Source organism: Streptomyces sp. bgisy159, from assembly GCF_057707805.1.
Genome location: NZ_JBYIQX010000017.1, coordinates 112,477 through 127,457, shown reverse-complemented (window position 1 = coordinate 127,457; position 14,981 = coordinate 112,477). Strand labels below are relative to the sequence as shown.

Here is a 14,981-nt window from a genome sequence, read left to right as displayed (position 1 = left end):
CCGTGACGCGCGGGCGGATGTCTCCGTGCGGGCACAGGATCTCCGCTCGGGGCGCGCTCCACACCCGTTGTCACCGAATCTCCCCCGAGGATCGGGCCGCCGTGTGTCCGGGGCAGGCCCGCGGCGTGCCCGGCGTGCGCCCCGGACAGCCCCGGAGGTGACATGCGCGCGTCGGGTGGGTGGTGGCGCGTCCCGCACCCCGCCGTGCGAGGATGGGACGCCCGCACGCGCCCGACCGGGGACGTCCTCGTCGCCGCGGGTGCGCGACCGTGTCGGACGGAGGGTATCGGCTTGAGGCGAGAGGACCGGAGCGTACGTGAGTGAGAATCAGAACCTCCTCGCCGAGCAGCGTCGCGCCCTGATCCTGGACGAGGTCCGGCGGCGTGGTGGTGTCCGCGTCAACGAACTGACGCGCAAACTCAGCGTGTCGGACATGACGGTCCGCCGCGACCTGGACGCGCTGGCCCGGCAGGGCGTGCTGGAGAAGGTGCACGGCGGCGCGGTTCCGGTCGTGGAGGCGAGCACCCACGAGCCGGGGTTCGAGGCCAAGTCGGGCCTGGAGCAGAGTGCCAAGGAGGACATCGCGCGTGCGGCCGCCGCGCTGGTGTCCCCGGGCAGCGCGATCGCACTGTCGGGCGGTACGACCACGTACGCGCTGGCCCACCAGCTGGTGGACGTGGCGGACCTGACCGTCGTGACCAACTCGGTACGGGTCGCCGACGTCTTCCACCTGGCACAGCGCACCTCCGGGCCGCGGCAGGGCGCGGCGACGGTCGTGCTGACCGGCGGGGTGCGCACACCGTCCGACTCGCTGGTGGGCCCGGTGGCCGACCAGGCGATCGCGACGCTCCACTTCGACGTGCTGTTCCTCGGGGTGCACGGCATATCGCCGGACGCCGGGCTGTCCACGCCGAACCTCGCGGAGGCGGAGACCAACCGGCGGCTGGTGCAGTCGGCGCGCCGGGTGGTGGTGGTCGCGGACCACACCAAGTGGGGTGTGGTGGGGCTGAGTTCCTTCGCGACGCTGGACCAGGTCGACACGCTGGTGACGGACGCGGGGCTGGCCGCGGAGGCGCGCGCCGAGATCTCCGACCATCTGCGGGTGGTGGTGGCGGGCGAGCCCGACGACGGTACAGACATCTGACGGGGCTTCGGCTAGGGTGACGCCGCCCGTCGTCGAAGGGGGTGGCGTCACCATGGCCCGCGGTCTGCGCCCGGTGGGGCTGGACTTCGTCGAGTCCGCGCCCGTACGCCTGGTGTTCGCCCGGGAGGTGCGTGCCGGGCCCGAGGCGGTGTTCCGGGCGCTCGCGGAGGACGTCGCCGGGTGGGCCGACTGGTTCCCGGCGGTGCGCAGGGCCCGGCCGACGGCAGGCGGGCGCGAGGTCTGGCTGCGCGGCGGCACCCGGTTCGAGGAGACCGTCCTGGTGGCCACGCGGCCCGAGGTGTACGCGTACCGGGTGGACGTCACCAACGCGCCCGGTGCGCGGGCCCTGGTCGAGGAGTGGCGGATCGATGCCGCGGGCCGGGGGTCGCGGGTGCGGTGGACGTTCGCGGCGGACGGTTCGAGGGCGTTCCGGGCGGCGCTGCGGTTGGCCCGGCCCGGGCTGGGGCGGGCCTTCCGGGAAGCGGTGACGGCGCTGGACCGGCGGCTGCCGAGCGGGTGAGCACCGTCCGCCCCCGTCGTACGGGAGGCGCTACGCGCGGTCCGCCGACCACACGCCCGTCTCCAGCAGCGACTCGATCGCCGCCGTGTACGGCGCGATGTCCAGGCCCTGTTCGCGCAGCCACGCGTCCGAGTAGTACTTGTCCAGGTAGCGGTCGCCCGGGTCGCACAGGAGCGTGACCACACTGCCCCGCCGTCCCGCCGCGACCATCTCGGCGACGATCTTCAGGGCGCTCCACAGGCCGGTGCCGGTGGAGCCGCCCGCCTTGCGGCCGATGGTGCGCTCCAGGGCCCGTACGGCGGCGACGCTGGCCGCGTCGGGCACCTTCATCATCCGGTCGATGGCGCCGGGCACGAAGCTGGGTTCCATGCGGGGGCGGCCGATGCCCTCGATGCGGGAGCCGCAGTCGCAGGTGACCTCGGGGTCGCCGGTCGTCCAGCCCTCGAAGAAGCAGGAGTTCTCCGGGTCGGCGACGCAGATGCGGGTGTCGTACTGCATGTAGTGCACGTAGCGGGCGAGGGTGGCGGAGGTGCCGCCGGTGCCGGCCGTGGCGACGATCCAGGCCGGTTCGGGGAACCGTTCCAGCTCCAGCTGGCGGAAGATCGACTCGGCGATGTTGTTGTTGCCGCGCCAGTCCGTGGCCCGTTCGGCGTAGGTGAACTGGTCCATGTAGTGGCCGCCGGTCTCCGTCGCGAGGCGGGCGGACTCCTCGTACATCCGGCGCGAGTCGTCCACGAAGTGGCACCGGCCGCCGTGGAACTCGATCAGGCGGATCTTCTCGGCGCTCGTCGTGCGCGGCATGACCGCGACGAAGGGCACGCCGATCAGCTTGGCGAAGTACGCCTCCGAGACGGCGGTCGAGCCGCTGGACGCCTCGATGACCGGGCGGTCCGGCCGGATCCAGCCGTTGCACAGGCCGTAGAGGAACAGGGACCGGGCGAGCCGGTGCTTGAGGCTGCCGGTCGGGTGGGTCGACTCGTCCTTGAGGTAGAGGTCGATGCCCCAGTGCTCCGGCAGCGGGAAGCGCAGCAGATGGGTGTCGGCCGAGCGGTTGGCGTCGGCCTGAACCTTGCGGACGGCCTCTTTCAGCCAGTCGCGGTAGGTGGGATCGGTGTGGTCGACGTCGAGGGTGGCGCCGGAACGGGTCTGCTGGTGGGTGGGCACGGCGGGGCTCCTTACGCTGCGTGCCGACGGCGCACCAGGCGCGGCCGACGCACCGATCATAAGCACCTTCCGCACGCCTCCCCACCTGCATAAACGCCTCTTTGGGCGGCTCAAAGCCAGCCCTGGGGAACCCCCGGGGACGGCTGTACGGCACATCGAAGGGGCGCATTCGGGTGAGTGCTCCGAACGGATCCGGCCGAGCCGGCGCACGCACTGGTGCTCGCCGTCGGGCGGGGGCAGACTGCACCGCACGGGGGCGCACACGCGATCACGGCAGGAGCCGGTCTCCGGTCCAGCGGGGAGCCGGCACCGCGCACGGGGCACCACGAGGCACAAGGGGGCTGGGCGGCATGGCGGAGCCGGAGTTCACGGCGACGGGCGTGCGGATCGGGCGGCGACTGCGCTCGCTCACCAGGGCGGGGCAGATCCGGATCAGCGGCGGCCGGGTGGAGTTGCTGGACAGTCGCGGCATCGAGATCGACAGCGCCCCGGCGCGGGCGGTGCGCGCCTCCCGGCCCTGGTTCGTCCCGGAGGACCGGGCGGTGGCCGACCTCGCGGGCCACCGGTACCTGCTGACGCTGGGCGAGGACGAACCCGCGCCGGGCGAGCCCGGGCCGGCCGCGGCGCGCCGGTTCGTCGAGGCCGTGCGGCGGGCCGCGGGAGGCGGTCGTTGACGGCTCGCGCGGCGGGAGTGACGCGAGGGACGCGAGTTGCGGTCGGGACCCTCCTGCGGCACGCTGTTGTCACGTCACTCTGGGTTTACCGGCGATAACGCTGCGAACCAGCCCGCCGGCCACGACAGCAGGCGACCGCTTGGTGCAGGGCCCCTGCTGGATCGATCCGAACTCCGTGTTCTTCCGGACCTCACGTCGGGGAGTCGCAGCCGTGATCAGCAACCCAAGCAGGCACTGCGCGGTGGAGCTCCAAGCTCTGCCGTCGCGGATCGGCCAGGTCCGCAGAATCGTATCGGCGCAGTTGCGCTACTGGCATCTTGATCCCCTGATAGACCGGGCCGCGCTCGGTGTGACCGAGTTGTTGACCAACGTCCACCGGCACGCCCGGTCCGACAAGACATGCGTCGTGGAGATGGAGCTGCTGCTCGACCGGCTCACCGTCTCGGTGCGGGACCACGATCCACGGCTTCCGGTCGTGGAGGACACCGCGGACGGCGACGCGCTCGCCACCCGCGGGCGCGGGCTCGCCATGGTGGCCGCGGTCAGCGAGAGCTGGGGCGCCCGCCCGGACGGCGAGTCCGGGAAGGTGGTCTGGTTCACTCTGCCGACCACCACCTCGGCACCGGCCCGGCCGGCGCGACTGCCTCGCCGTACGACGGCGGAGACCACGGCGGTCCGGTTCCCGGACGTCGAGCAGGTCGACGTCCATCGGCCGGCCAAAGCTCCCGCCCGGTCCGCCGTCGCCGGCTGACCGGGCGGTGAGACCGCCCTCGGCTGCCTGCCGTCGAACGGCGGGCCGGCCGGTCGGCGGAGACCGCCGACGCGCCCGGGCGGATCCCCGCCCGGGCGCGTGGCGCCGGCGCACCGCGCGACGCCCCGGCGCGGTCACATCGCTCCCCCGTGGCCGGCGCGGCCGAACTGCTCGTCCAGGACGGACAGTCGCCGCCAGTACTCGTCCTCGTCGATCTCACCGGAGGCGAAGCGCCGCCCGAGCACGGCGAGGGGCGAGTCCCCCGACGGGCGGGGGCCGGGGCCGACGCCCCACGGGCCGCGGCGGCCGCGCCACACGGTGCGGCGCAGCAGAGTGACGGCGCCGACGACGACGGCCGCCCAGATCAGCGGGAAGAACAGGATCCACGGGCCGGGTCCGCCGTCCCAGTGCGCGAGGGTCTGCATCTCGGTCATCTCCCTGGTGGTTTCCTCGGTGACCCTTCGAGACTCGCGCGGACAGGGGGCCGCAGTCGTCGTACGACCGGCGGCAGTGCCGGTACCACGGGCGGAGTACGCCAGGGTCCGGGGCTCGCTCCCGTGCGAGCCGGACGCTTGTAACTACTAGTATGTACACTGTCTTCATGAGCACCGCCGAGCGACTGATCGAGTCCACCCGCGAACTGCTCTGGGAGCGCGGCTACGTGGGCACGAGCCCCAAGGCGATCCTGGAGCGCGCCGGCGCCGGCCAGGGCAGCATGTACCACCACTTCAAGGGCAAGCCAGATCTGGCGTCGGCCGCGATCCGCCGCACGGCCGAGCAGATGCGCGCCGCCGCCGGTGCCGTACTCGACGGCGAGGGCACCCCGTACGACCGGATCCGGGCGTACCTGCTGCGCGAGCGTGACGTGCTGCGCGGCTGCCCCGTGGGACGGCTGACCATGGACCCGGACGTGATCGCCGACGACGAGCTGCGTGCCCCGGTCGACGAGACCCTGGACTGGCTGCGCGAGCGGCTGGCCGGCCTCGTCGAAGAGGGCGTGGAGCAGGGACAGTTCGGCCCCGGCCTGGACGGGGAGGAGATCGCCGCGACGATCGTCGCCACCGTGCAGGGCGGATACGTCCTGGCCCGCGCGTCGCGCTCGCCGGCCGCCTTCGACGCCGCTGTCCGGGGGCTGCTCGCCCTGCTCCGTCCCACCCGCTGAGCCCTGGGGAGGCCCTGTTGCACGCCCTGCAGTACGAGATCACCCTGCCCGCCGATTACGACATGGACGTCATCCGCCGACGGGTGGCCGGCAAGGGGCATCTGCTCGACCGGTGGGACGGCCTCGGCCTCAAGGCCTACCTGGTCCGGGAACGCGGCGTGCACGGCTCGCCGGTCAACCAGTACGCCCCGTTCTACCTGTGGCGCACCGTGGCGGGCATGAACGCGTTCCTGTGGGGCGGCGGCTTCCAGGGGGTGGCCGACGACTTCGGGCGTCCCGCCGCCCGGCAGTGGTCCGGGCTGGCGTACGAGGAGGGGACGGCCGCCGGCGCGGACGCGCGGTTCGCGGTACGGCGGCTGCGGCCGGTGCCGGACGGGCCGGCACTCGCGGACGTCGTGGCCGAGGTGGTGGCCGAGACCGGGCGGCTGGCACGGGAGGACGGAGCGGTCCTGGCCGCGGCGGCCGTGGACACCGGGCGCTGGCTGGTCGTGCAGTTCTCGCTGTGGGAGCACGACGCCCCGAAGGCCGAGGGCGATCTGTTCCAGGTGCTGCACCTGTCCGCGCCGGGGCGCCCGGGTCTGCCCCGGGGGCGCCAGTGGTGACCGCCCGCCGTCCGTAGGGTGCTCGGCGGCCTGCCGCCCGGACGGTGGGGTCTCCGCGACACCCACGACCATCTGTTCCTCAGCAGTCCGCGGGTGCCGGGCAGGAGCCGGCCGCGGTGGCCGACGCGCGGGCGGCACCGGCCGCCTTCCGGGCGGAGAGCGGGGCGGCCCTGGTGTAGTGGACGCCGTACGGGATGGGGCGGCGGGCCGCGCATCTGCCGCCGCCGGCACGGGAGTCGGGCGTGCACGTGGTGGCCGCGACGGGTCTGCACGAGGCAGCGCACTACAACGGGGCGGCCCTGCGGGGGCCGCGCCGGCGGCTCGCCGAGGTGTTCGTGGCCGAACTGACCCAGGGGATCGGCACGTCCGGGGTGCGCGCCGGCCTCGTCCAGGTGGCCGGCCGGCGCCGACCTGGCGGTGGACGGACGGGGTGCGGAACCGGGCCCCCGCGGTCCGTCAGCTCGCCAGCGCCCCGAGCGGGTCGTCCAGGACGGGCTGCCAGGCCAGCTCGGCCGCGCCGACGAGGCTGTTGTGGTTCAGGGAGCAGGCGAGGATGGGCACACCCCCGCTGCGGCCCCACAGGCTGCGGTCGGCCACGACGGCGCGGAGCCGGTCCGGATCGGCGTCCAGCAGGGTGCGGTGCAGTCCGCCGAGGATGATCCGGTCGGGGTTCAGGATGTTCACCAGCCCGGCCAGGCCCAGGCCCAGCCGGTCGATCAGGGCCTCGACGGCGGTGCGCACCACCGGGTCGGCGTACTCCTCGCGGATCAGCTGGTCGGCCTGGTGCAGCAGGGAGCCCTCGGGCCCGGGTTGCCGTCCGGCGGTGGTGAGCAGGGCCAGCGGGTCTGCCTCGACGTCCAGGCAGCCGCGGCTGCCGCAGTGGCAGGGGCGGCCCTCGGAATTGACCGTGAGGTGGCCCACTTCGAGGGCCAGCCCCGAACTGCCGGTGTGCAGGCGCCCGTCGAGGACGAGCGCCCCGCCGACGCCCCGGTGCCCGGTGGCCACGCACAGCAGGTCGCGGGCGCCTCGCCCGGCGCCGTGCCGGTGCTCGGCGAGCGCGGCCAGGTTGACGTCGTTGCCGACGAAGGTCGGCCCGGTGACACCGGCCGCGTGCACTCGCTCGGCGAAGATCTCCCGTACCGGCGCCCCCACCGGCCAGGCCAGGTGCAGCGGGTTGAGGGCCAGGCCCTCCGGTTCGGCGACCGCGCTCGGCACGGCGAGCCCGGCGCCCGTGCAGCGCCGCCCGGTGGCGCGCAGCAGGTCGGCCGCGGCGTCGACGACCGTGCCCAGGACCTTGGCCGGGTCGGCGTCCACTGCCTCGCAGCTCGGGGTCGTCGCCACGATCCGCCCACCCAGACCGACCAGCGCGGCACGGAACCCGTCGGCGTGCACCTGAGCGGCCAGCACGACCGGGCCGTCGTCGGCGATGTCCAGCCGGTGCGAGGGCCGGCCCTGGGAGCCGGCGGCGGCGGTGGGCCGGGCGTCGACCCGGATCAGCCCGAGCGCCTCCAGCTCGGCGGCGACCGCGCCGGCGGTGGCGCGGGTGACACCGAGTTCGGCGGTGAGGACGGCGCGGGTGGGCGCCCGCCCGGTGTGCACGAGCTGCAAGGCGGGGCCGAGCGCTGCGCGTCCCCGGTCCAGCCGCGTCTTCGAGGTGGTCCCTTCCCCCGCCGACCGGGGGTCCGCCATGCCGCTCATGAGGGCGAGTCTCCCATGATCCGCTCCACGGCGGTGCCGCCGGTCAGGCCGCTCACCCGCCGGGGGCGCCGAACCCGAGGACGCGGGTGTCACCGGACCGAAGACGCGGGTGCCACCGAACCCGAGGACGCGGATGACGCCGAACAGGAAGACCCGGATGACGCCGAACCCGAGGACCCGGATGACGCCGAACCGCAAGACGCGGGTCTCACCGAAGCCGAGGGGCACCGCGGGCGCGTCGGACCGCTCCTCGGCGTCGCGGTGCCTCTCCCCGCGGGTGTCCCCCGTCGTAGCAGTTGATCAGCGCGACGCCGTACGGCGGTGTCGTGGCCGCCCGCGGTCCGAGCGTGTCGGTGACCGCGCGGCGGGCGAGGCAGTCGGGCCGGGCCGGGCCGGGAAGAGGCTGCCCCGGGTCGCCCATCCCCCCACCCACCTCCCCCACCGCCCCTGAGCTGCGGCTCGGCTAGCCTTGACCCGGTGGACGACCGTATGACGACGCCGTGGGGCGAGTTCTCCCTGGCCCGCTTCCCCGAGGACCCCCGCGATCGGCTGCGCGCCTGGGACGCCTCGGACGCGTATCTGCTCCGGCATCTGGCGGAGGAAGGCGTGCCGCTGTCGGGGGCGGTCGTGGCGCTCGGGGACCGCTGGGGCGCACTGGTCACGGCACTCGCGCGGTTCCGGCCGACGCAGATCACCGACTCCCATCTGGGACAGGAGGCGACCCGGGCCAACCTGGCACGTGCCGGCGCCGCACCCGGCGCGGTCCGGCTGCTGACGACCCAGGACCCGCCGCCCGCGCGGGTCGACGTGCTGCTGGTGCGGGTGCCCAAGAGCCTGGCGCTGCTGGAGGACCAGTTGCTGCGGCTGGCGCCGGCCGTGCACACGGACACCGTCGTCATCGGTACCGGCATGGTGAAGGAGATCCACACCTCGACGCTGCGGCTCTTCGAGCGGATCCTCGGGCCGACGCGCACCTCCCTGGCCCGGCAGAAGGCCCGGCTGATCTTCTGCACTCCGGATCCGGAGCAGGCCAGGCCCGCCAATCCGTGGCCGCACCGGTACGACCTGCCGGAGGGGGTGGGAGCGGTCTCCGGGCGGCCGGTGGTCAACCACGCGGGGGTGTTCTGCGCCGACCGGCTCGACATCGGCACCCGCTTCTTCCTGACCCATCTGCCGCTGACCAGGGGCGTGCGCCGGGTGGTTGACCTGGGCTGCGGCAACGGGATCGTGGGTACGGCGGTGGCGCTGGCCAACCCGGGGGCCGACGTGCTGTTCACCGACGAGTCGTTCCAGGCGGTGGCCTCGGCGGAGGCGACGTACGAGGCCAACGGGAGCCCGGGGCGAGCGGAGTTCCGCGTCGGGGACGGGCTGGCGGGGGTGCCGGACGGCAGTGTGGACGTCGTGCTGAACAACCCGCCCTTCCACTCGCACCAGGCCACATCGGACGCCACCTCCTGGCGGATGTTCACCGGGGCGCGGCGGGCACTGCGGCCGGGCGGCGAGCTGTACGTGATCGGCAACCGGCACCTGGCGTATCACGTGAAGCTGCGCCGGCTGTTCGGCAACAGCGAACTGGTCGCGTCCGACGCGAAGTTCGTGGTGCTGCGGGCCGTCAAGCGGGCGTGAGGACCCTGATCAGCCGGGTCGCCGCGGCGGCCATCGCCGCCCGTCCGACGTCGAGGTAGTCCCGGGAGTCGACCGCCTCGGGGTGTGCGTCGAGGTACGCGCGGATCGCGTTCGTCAGGGCGAGGTTGAGCGCGGTGCCGATGTTCACCTTGGCGATGCCGCCGGCGACGGCGGCGGTGAGTTCCGCGTCGGGCAGGCCGGAGGAGCCGTGCAGTACGAGGGGCACCGTCAGGGCCGAGTCGAGCCGTTCGAGCAGGGCGTGGTCGAGCGTGGCGGTGCGGGTGGTCATCGCGTGGACGCTGCCGATGGCGACGGCCAGCGCGTCGACGCCACAGTGCGCGACGAACGCCCGGGCCTCGACCGGGTCGGTGCGGGCGCCGGGGGCGTGCGGGTCGCGGGGAGGCTCGCCGTCGCTCCGCTTGCCGTCGATCCGCCCGAGCTCCGCCTCGATCCACAGTCCTCGGGCGTGCGCCCAGTCGACGGCCGCGCGGGTGGCGGCGAGGTTGTCGCGGTAGGGAAGGCGGGAGGCGTCGTACATCACGGAGCTGAACCCGGCGTCCGCGGCCTGGCGCAGCAGCCGGTCGCTGCGGACGTGGTCGAGGTGCAGGGCGACGGGGACGGCGGCCCGTTCGGCGGCGGCCGTGGCGGCGCGGGCGAGCGGGAGGACCCTGCCTCGGCGGAAGCGGACGGCGTTCTCGCTGACCTGGAGGACGACGGGCGCACCGGCCGACTCGGCGCCCGCGACGACGGCCTCGATGTGCTCCAGGGTGACGATGTTGAAGGCGGCGACGGCCCTGCGGTCGCGGGCGGCACGGGTGACGAGTTCCCCTGTGGTGGCGAGCGGCACGGTGGCTCCTGACGTTCGGGGGCGAGGGGGTGGACCTCGGCAGCGTGGGGGATGTCAGGGAGTGCCGGGGGCCAGGATCACCGAGCGGGTGAGGTGGCGCGGGTGGTCCGGGTCGAGGCCGCGGGCGGCGGCCAGGGCGACGGCGAGCCGCTGGACGCGGACCAGTTCGGCGAGCGGGTCCAGTCGGCCGGCGACCCACCGTGCGCCGGTGGCGCGGACCTGACCGGGAAGTCCGTCGGGCGCCTCGCCCAGCATCCACACGGCCCGGCCGGGTCCGGCGATGCTGATCGGGCCGTGCCGGTACTCCATGGCCGGGTACGCCTCGGCCCAGGACCGTGACGCCTCGCGCAGCTTGAGCGCGGCCTCCTCGGCCAGCCCGGTCGTCCAGCCCCGGCCGAGGAAGGTGAACTGCTCGCAGTCCAGGAGCCCTTCGGGCAGCGGGGCGGTGAGCGCGGTGCGGGCGTCGGCGACGGCGGCGCCGGTGTGCAGACCGAGGTGGGCGCGGAGCAGGGTGAGGGCGGTGGTCGCGAACCGGGTCTGGACGACGGATCGTTCGTCGGCGTGGTCGAGGACGACGAGGTCGTCGGCCGCGGCGCGGACGGGGGTGTCGGGGTCGGCGGTGATCGCGGTGGTGGGGGTGTGTCCGCGCAGTCGGGCGAGGAGGCCGAGCACCTCGGTGGTGGTGCCGGAGCGGGTGAGGGCGAGGACCCGGTCGTAGGCGCGGCCGTGGGGAAACTCCGAGGCGGCGAAGGCGTCGGTCTCGCCCTGGCCGGACGCCTCGCGCAGGGCCGCCGCGGACCGTGCCATGAAGAAGGAGGTGCCGCAGCCGACGACGGCGACCCGCTCGCCGGGGGCGGGCAGCACCCGGGCGGTCACCGGGTCGGCGGCCGTCGCGGCGGCCCGGTTCCAGCACTCCGGCTGGCTGGTCAGTTCGTCCTCGACATGCGTCATGCCGTGTTCCTCCCCGACGCGAGATGCTCGTTCCTGCACGATAGGGCTGAGTTTCGCGCAGTTTCAAGCATCAGGGCTCGGATAGGGTCGCTGCGGACACCGAGACGGATGCCGGACGGAGGGGTCGTCGATGGCGCGGGACGCCCGCTGGAAGACGCTGCTGGAGCTGCTCGGCGAGCGCGGCCGGCTGGACGTCGAGGAGGCCGCCGCCGAGCTGGCGGTGTCGGCGGCCACGATCCGGCGCGACTTCGACCGGCTCGCCGAGCAGCGAATGCTGGTGCGCACGCGGGGCGGCGCCGTCGCGCACGGCGTGTCCTACGAGCTGCCCCTGCGCTACAAGGCCGCCCGGCGCGCCCCCGAGAAACAGCGGATCGCGCGGGCGGTGGCGGCGCTGATCATGCCGGGCGAGGCAGTGGGGCTCACCGGCGGCACCACCACCACCGAGGTGGCCCGTGCCCTCGCCCTGCGCGACGACCTGGGGGCCGGCTCGCCCGCGCTGACCATCGTCACCAACGCGCTGAACATCGCGGGCGAGCTGGCGGTACGGCCCCAGTTCAAGATCGTGGTGACCGGCGGGGTGGCACGGGCCCAGTCGTACGAGCTGGTGGGTCCGCTGGCCGACGGGGTGCTGGGACAGATCACCCTCGACGTGGCCGTGCTCGGTGTGGTCTCCTTCGACGTCGTGCACGGCGCGGCCGCGCACGACGAGTCGGAGGCTGCGGTCAACCGGGCCCTGTGCGAACGCGCCGAACGCGTCGTCCTGGCCGCCGACTCCACCAAGCTCGGACGGCGCGCCTTCGCCCGCATCTGCGCGGCGGACACGGTGGACACCCTGGTCACGGACACGGCGGCCGACCCCGCGGTGCTGCGCCGCTTCGAGGAGACGGGGATCAGGGTGGTCGTCGCCTGAGGGACGCAGCGGGCGGCGTTCGCCGCTCCTCGACGGGCCGACGTCGCCCGCCGCGGCACCGGGACCGCTCGTGGACGGGTGCCGTCGCCGACGGCACCCGTCGGGCTGTTACAGGTCCGCCTCCAGGCGCTCCGCCACCAGCTTCACGAAGCGGCCCGGGTCGGTGGGGCGGCCTCCCTCGGCGAGGACCGCGAGGTCGTGGAGGAGTTCGGCGGTGGGGGCGAGGTCCGTGTGGTCGTCGCGCTCCCGGTAGGCCTTGTTGAGGCCGCGCACCAAGCGGTGCTCGGGGTTGAGTTCGAGGATCCGCTTGGCGGTCGGCACCTCCTGGCCCATCGCGCGGTACATGCTCTCCAGCGCCGGGGTGAGGTCGTGGGCGTCGGAGACCACGCACGCGGGGGAGACGGTGAGCCGCGAGGACAGCCGTACGTCCTTGACCTCCTCGCCGAGCCGCTCCTTCATCCAGCCGAGCAGGTCCGCGTACTCCTCGTCGCGCTTCTCGCGTTCCGCGTCACCCTGCCCGTCGTTCTGCCCGCCGAGGTCGATCTCCCCCTTGGCGACCGATCGCAGCGGCTTGCCGTCGAACTCGCCGATCGCCTCGGCCCAGACCTCGTCGACGGGGTCGGTGAGCAGCAGGACCTCGATGCCCTTGGCCCGGAAGGCCTCCATGTGGGGGGAGTTCTCGATGCTCTGCCGGGACTCGCCGGTCATGTAGTAGACGGCGTCCTGGCCGTCCTCCATCCGCTCCACGTACTGCTGGAGGGTGGTCGGCTCGTCGTCAAAGCGGGTGCTGGCGAAGGACGCGACCGCGAGGAGCGCGTCGCGGTTGTCGGGGTCGGTGACCAGACCCTCCTTGAGCACGGCCCCGAACTCCCGCCAGAAGGCGGTGTACTTCTCGGTGTCGTTCGCCTTGAGGTCCTTCACCGTGGCGAGGACCTTCTTGGTCAGCCGGCGCTGGATCATCCGGATGTGCCGGTCCTGCTGGAGGATCTCGCGCGACACGTTGAGCGAGAGGTCCTGCGCGTCGACGACACCCTTGACGAACCGCAGGTAGGGCGGCATCAGCGCCTCGCAGTCGTCCATGATGAGCACGCGCTTGACGTACAGCTGCAGGCCGCGGCGGTAGCCCTGGGTGAACAGGTCGTGCGGGGCGTGCGCGGGGAGGAACAGCAGCGCCTGGTACTCGAAGGTGCCCTCCGCCTGCAGCCGGACGGTCTCCAGCGGTTCCCGCCAGTCGTGGCTGACGTGCTTGTACAGCTCGTGGTACTCGTCGTCGGACACCTCGTCGCGCGAGCGCGCCCACAGTGCCTTCATCGAGTTCAGCGTCTCGGGTCCGGGAGTCTCCTCCCCCTCGCCGGATTCCGGCGTCATCCTGATCGGCCAGGTGATGAAGTCGGAGTACCGCTTGACGATCTGCCGGATCGTCCAGGGGCTGGTGTAGTCGTGGAGCTGGTTCTCGGGGTCGGCCGGTTTCAGGTGGAGGGTGACGGACGTGCCCTGCGGGGCGTCCTCGACGCTCTCCAGGGTGTACGTGCCCTCGCCGCGCGAGGACCAGCGGGTGCCCTGGGCCTCGCCCGCCCTGCGGGTCACCAGGGTCATCTCGTCGGCCACCATGAAGCCCGAGTAGAAGCCGACGCCGAACTGGCCGATGAGTCCCTCGGCCCCGGCGGCGTCCTTGGCCTCCTTGGCCTCCTTGAGCTCCTGCAGGAACTGCGCGGTGCCGGAGTTGGCGATGGTGCCGATGAGCTTGCCGACCTCGTCGTACGACATCCCGATGCCGTTGTCCCGCACGGTGAGGGTGCGGGCCTCCTGGTCGGCCTCGATCGTGATGTGCAGGTCGGAGGTGTCGGCACCCAGCCCGTCGTCGCGCAGCGCGGCCAGGCGCAGCTTGTCCAGCGCGTCGGAGGCGTTGGAGATCAGCTCGCGCAGGAACACATCCTTGTTCGAGTAGACCGAGTGGATCATCAGCTGGAGCAGCTGACGGGCCTCTACCTGGAACTCAAACGTTTCGGTCGCCATGATTCGGATTTACCTCACAGGTCCCACAGTCGTCGGCTCTGCCAGAGGCAACTGTAAAACACCAAGTCAGCGGGGGTGCGCGATTCTTCCTTACCGAGCCGGCACGCGTGCCCGCGCTTCCACCCCCTGAGACCCGTCTCCCCTCGGGCCCGCCCTGTCCGGCAGACTCCACGCATGGAGACTGACGTGTACGTTCGTGTTCTCGACCGTGAGGGGCGGCTGCTGGCCGACGCCGCCGAACGGGCCGGGGCCGACGCCAAGATGCCGACCTGCCCCGACTGGCAGGTCAGGGATCTGCTGCGGCACACGGGCATGGTGCACCGGTGGGCGACCTCCTTCGTCGCCGAGCGCCGCACCGCGCCTTACGCCGCCGACGACCCGCCCGAGCTGGACGGCATCGAACTGCTGGACTGGTTCCGCGCGGGGCACGGCGCGCTCGTGGAGGCCCTCACCGCCGCGCCGACCGACACCGCGTGCTGGTCCTTCCTGCCGGCTCCGTCCCCGCTGGCCTTCTGGGCCCGGCGGCAGGCGCACGAGACGGCCGTGCACCGCGTCGACGCCCAGTCGGCGCTCGGCGAACTCGACGCCGTGGACAGCGCGTTCGCCGCCGACGGCATCGACGAGCTGCTGTGCGCCTTCCACGCCCGCCCCAAGAGCCGCGTCCGCAGCGAGACGCCCCGGGTGCTGCGGGTGCGGGCCACGGACACCGACGGCGCCGTGTGGACCGTGCGCCTGTCGCCGGAACCGCCGGTGACCGAGCGGACCGGCGCGGGGAAGGCCGACTGCGAAGTGGCGGGCCCCGCGGCCGAGTTGTACCTGGCGCTGTGGAACCGCGCGCCGTTTCCCGCGGTGACCGGTGACGCCTCCCTGGCCGAGCTGTGGCGTGAGACGTCCGGGATCACCTGAGGCTGAGCCG

15 protein-coding genes and 1 pseudogene are annotated in these 14,981 nt (G+C 73.5%); 10 read left to right on the top strand and 6 right to left on the bottom strand.

Annotated features, from left to right (window positions below; translation table 11 throughout):
* Window positions 1–316: 316 nt before the first annotated feature.
* Both AC3ET3_RS18750 and AC3ET3_RS18745 read left to right on the top strand, forming a co-directional pair.
* Window positions 317–1,144, top strand: coding sequence for a DeoR/GlpR family DNA-binding transcription regulator (locus tag AC3ET3_RS18750; RefSeq protein WP_435612504.1), 828 nt, complete (start codon window positions 317–319; stop codon window positions 1,142–1,144).
* A gap of 52 nt (window positions 1,145–1,196) precedes the next feature.
* Complete coding sequence (locus tag AC3ET3_RS18745) at window positions 1,197–1,664, top strand: SRPBCC family protein (RefSeq protein WP_432136197.1); 468 nt, start codon at window positions 1,197–1,199, stop codon at window positions 1,662–1,664.
* Window positions 1,665–1,694: 30 nt separating this feature from the next.
* Here the strand turns inward: AC3ET3_RS18745 and cds1 are convergent, their stop codons facing one another.
* Window positions 1,695–2,828, bottom strand: a complete 1,134-nt coding sequence (gene cds1, locus AC3ET3_RS18740; protein ID WP_432136196.1) for an L-cysteine desulfhydrase Cds1 — start codon at window positions 2,826–2,828, stop codon at window positions 1,695–1,697.
* A 350-nt stretch (window positions 2,829–3,178) separates the two neighbouring features.
* Here cds1 and AC3ET3_RS18735 point away from each other — a divergent pair, with 350 nt between their 5' ends.
* Both AC3ET3_RS18735 and AC3ET3_RS18730 read left to right on the top strand, forming a co-directional pair.
* Window positions 3,179–3,502, top strand: coding sequence for a hypothetical protein (locus AC3ET3_RS18735; RefSeq protein ID WP_432136195.1), 324 nt, complete (start codon window positions 3,179–3,181; stop codon window positions 3,500–3,502).
* Window positions 3,503–3,713: 211 nt separating this feature from the next.
* Window positions 3,714–4,253, top strand: a complete 540-nt coding sequence (locus AC3ET3_RS18730; protein WP_432136194.1) for an ATP-binding protein — start codon at window positions 3,714–3,716, stop codon at window positions 4,251–4,253.
* Window positions 4,254–4,387: 134 nt separating this feature from the next.
* Here the strand turns inward: AC3ET3_RS18730 and AC3ET3_RS18725 are convergent, their stop codons facing one another.
* The gene (locus AC3ET3_RS18725; RefSeq protein ID WP_432136242.1) at window positions 4,388–4,678 is read right to left on the bottom strand and encodes an SHOCT domain-containing protein; all 291 of its coding nucleotides are present in this window, start codon (window positions 4,676–4,678) and stop codon (window positions 4,388–4,390) included.
* Between the two features lie 176 nt (window positions 4,679–4,854).
* Here AC3ET3_RS18725 and AC3ET3_RS18720 point away from each other — a divergent pair, with 176 nt between their 5' ends.
* The 3 genes and pseudogenes from AC3ET3_RS18720 to AC3ET3_RS18710 all read left to right on the top strand — a co-directional run.
* Window positions 4,855–5,415 carry a TetR/AcrR family transcriptional regulator gene (locus AC3ET3_RS18720; RefSeq protein ID WP_432136193.1) on the top strand — a complete coding sequence of 187 codons (561 nt, stop codon included), beginning with the start codon at window positions 4,855–4,857 and terminating at the stop codon, window positions 5,413–5,415.
* Between the two features lie 17 nt (window positions 5,416–5,432).
* Entirely contained in the window at window positions 5,433–6,017 is a 585-nt protein-coding gene (locus AC3ET3_RS18715) for a DUF4865 family protein (protein ID WP_432136192.1), read from the top strand.
* 18 nt (window positions 6,018–6,035) lie between these two features.
* Window positions 6,036–6,418, top strand: a pseudogene (locus tag AC3ET3_RS18710) (phosphotriesterase family protein); the annotation flags it as partial.
* Window positions 6,419–6,473: 55 nt separating this feature from the next.
* Here AC3ET3_RS18710 and AC3ET3_RS18705 read toward each other — a convergent pair.
* Complete coding sequence (locus AC3ET3_RS18705; RefSeq protein ID WP_432136191.1) at window positions 6,474–7,715, bottom strand: ROK family protein; 1,242 nt, start codon at window positions 7,713–7,715, stop codon at window positions 6,474–6,476.
* 489 nt (window positions 7,716–8,204) lie between these two features.
* Between AC3ET3_RS18705 and AC3ET3_RS18700 the strand changes: the two genes are divergently transcribed.
* A complete protein-coding gene (locus AC3ET3_RS18700; RefSeq protein ID WP_435612511.1) occupies window positions 8,205–9,341 on the top strand; it encodes a methyltransferase in 1,137 nt (378 codons plus the stop codon).
* On the opposite strand, the gene AC3ET3_RS18695 is transcribed toward AC3ET3_RS18700, so the two are convergent.
* Together AC3ET3_RS18695 and AC3ET3_RS18690 are read right to left on the bottom strand one after the other, a co-directional pair.
* Window positions 9,328–10,188, bottom strand: a complete 861-nt coding sequence (locus AC3ET3_RS18695; RefSeq protein WP_432136190.1) for a class II fructose-bisphosphate aldolase — start codon at window positions 10,186–10,188, stop codon at window positions 9,328–9,330. The two genes, AC3ET3_RS18700 and AC3ET3_RS18695, sit on opposite strands and share 14 nt — an antisense overlap.
* A 54-nt stretch (window positions 10,189–10,242) precedes the next feature.
* Entirely contained in the window at window positions 10,243–11,139 is an 897-nt protein-coding gene (locus tag AC3ET3_RS18690) for an SIS domain-containing protein (protein ID WP_432158535.1), read from the bottom strand.
* Window positions 11,140–11,269: 130 nt separating this feature from the next.
* Here AC3ET3_RS18690 and AC3ET3_RS18685 point away from each other — a divergent pair, with 130 nt between their 5' ends.
* A complete protein-coding gene (locus AC3ET3_RS18685; protein WP_432136188.1) occupies window positions 11,270–12,049 on the top strand; it encodes a DeoR/GlpR family DNA-binding transcription regulator in 780 nt (259 codons plus the stop codon).
* A gap of 108 nt (window positions 12,050–12,157) precedes the next feature.
* Here AC3ET3_RS18685 and htpG read toward each other — a convergent pair whose 3' ends face one another.
* Window positions 12,158–14,065 (bottom strand): molecular chaperone HtpG, encoded by a 1,908-nt coding sequence (gene htpG / locus AC3ET3_RS18680; protein ID WP_435612503.1) that lies wholly within the window; start codon window positions 14,063–14,065, stop codon window positions 12,158–12,160.
* Window positions 14,066–14,239: 174 nt separating this feature from the next.
* Between htpG and AC3ET3_RS18675 the strand changes: the two genes are divergently transcribed.
* On the top strand, window positions 14,240–14,971 hold the full coding sequence (locus tag AC3ET3_RS18675) for a maleylpyruvate isomerase family mycothiol-dependent enzyme (RefSeq protein ID WP_435612502.1): 732 nt from the start codon (window positions 14,240–14,242) through the stop codon (window positions 14,969–14,971).
* Window positions 14,972–14,981 lie beyond the last annotated feature (10 nt).

Bases quoted from the DNA above. Each gene is read 5' to 3' on its own strand.
- AC3ET3_RS18745 (WP_432136197.1), top strand. From the start codon at position 1,197: ATGGCCCGCGGTCTGCGCCCGGTGGGGCTGGACTTCGTCGAGTCCGCG.
- AC3ET3_RS18735 (WP_432136195.1), top strand. From the start codon at position 3,179: ATGGCGGAGCCGGAGTTCACGGCGACGGGCGTGCGGATCGGGCGGCGA.
- AC3ET3_RS18725 (WP_432136242.1), bottom strand. From the start codon at position 4,678: ATGCAGACCCTCGCGCACTGGGACGGCGGACCCGGCCCGTGGATCCTG.
- AC3ET3_RS18720 (WP_432136193.1), top strand. From the start codon at position 4,855: ATGAGCACCGCCGAGCGACTGATCGAGTCCACCCGCGAACTGCTCTGG.
- AC3ET3_RS18705 (WP_432136191.1), bottom strand. From the start codon at position 7,715: ATGAGCGGCATGGCGGACCCCCGGTCGGCGGGGGAAGGGACCACCTCG.
- AC3ET3_RS18700 (WP_435612511.1), top strand. From the start codon at position 8,205: ATGACGACGCCGTGGGGCGAGTTCTCCCTGGCCCGCTTCCCCGAGGAC.
- AC3ET3_RS18690 (WP_432158535.1), bottom strand. From the start codon at position 11,139: ATGACGCATGTCGAGGACGAACTGACCAGCCAGCCGGAGTGCTGGAAC.
- AC3ET3_RS18685 (WP_432136188.1), top strand. From the start codon at position 11,270: ATGGCGCGGGACGCCCGCTGGAAGACGCTGCTGGAGCTGCTCGGCGAG.
- htpG (WP_435612503.1), bottom strand. From the start codon at position 14,065: ATGGCGACCGAAACGTTTGAGTTCCAGGTAGAGGCCCGTCAGCTGCTC.
- AC3ET3_RS18675 (WP_435612502.1), top strand. From the start codon at position 14,240: ATGGAGACTGACGTGTACGTTCGTGTTCTCGACCGTGAGGGGCGGCTG.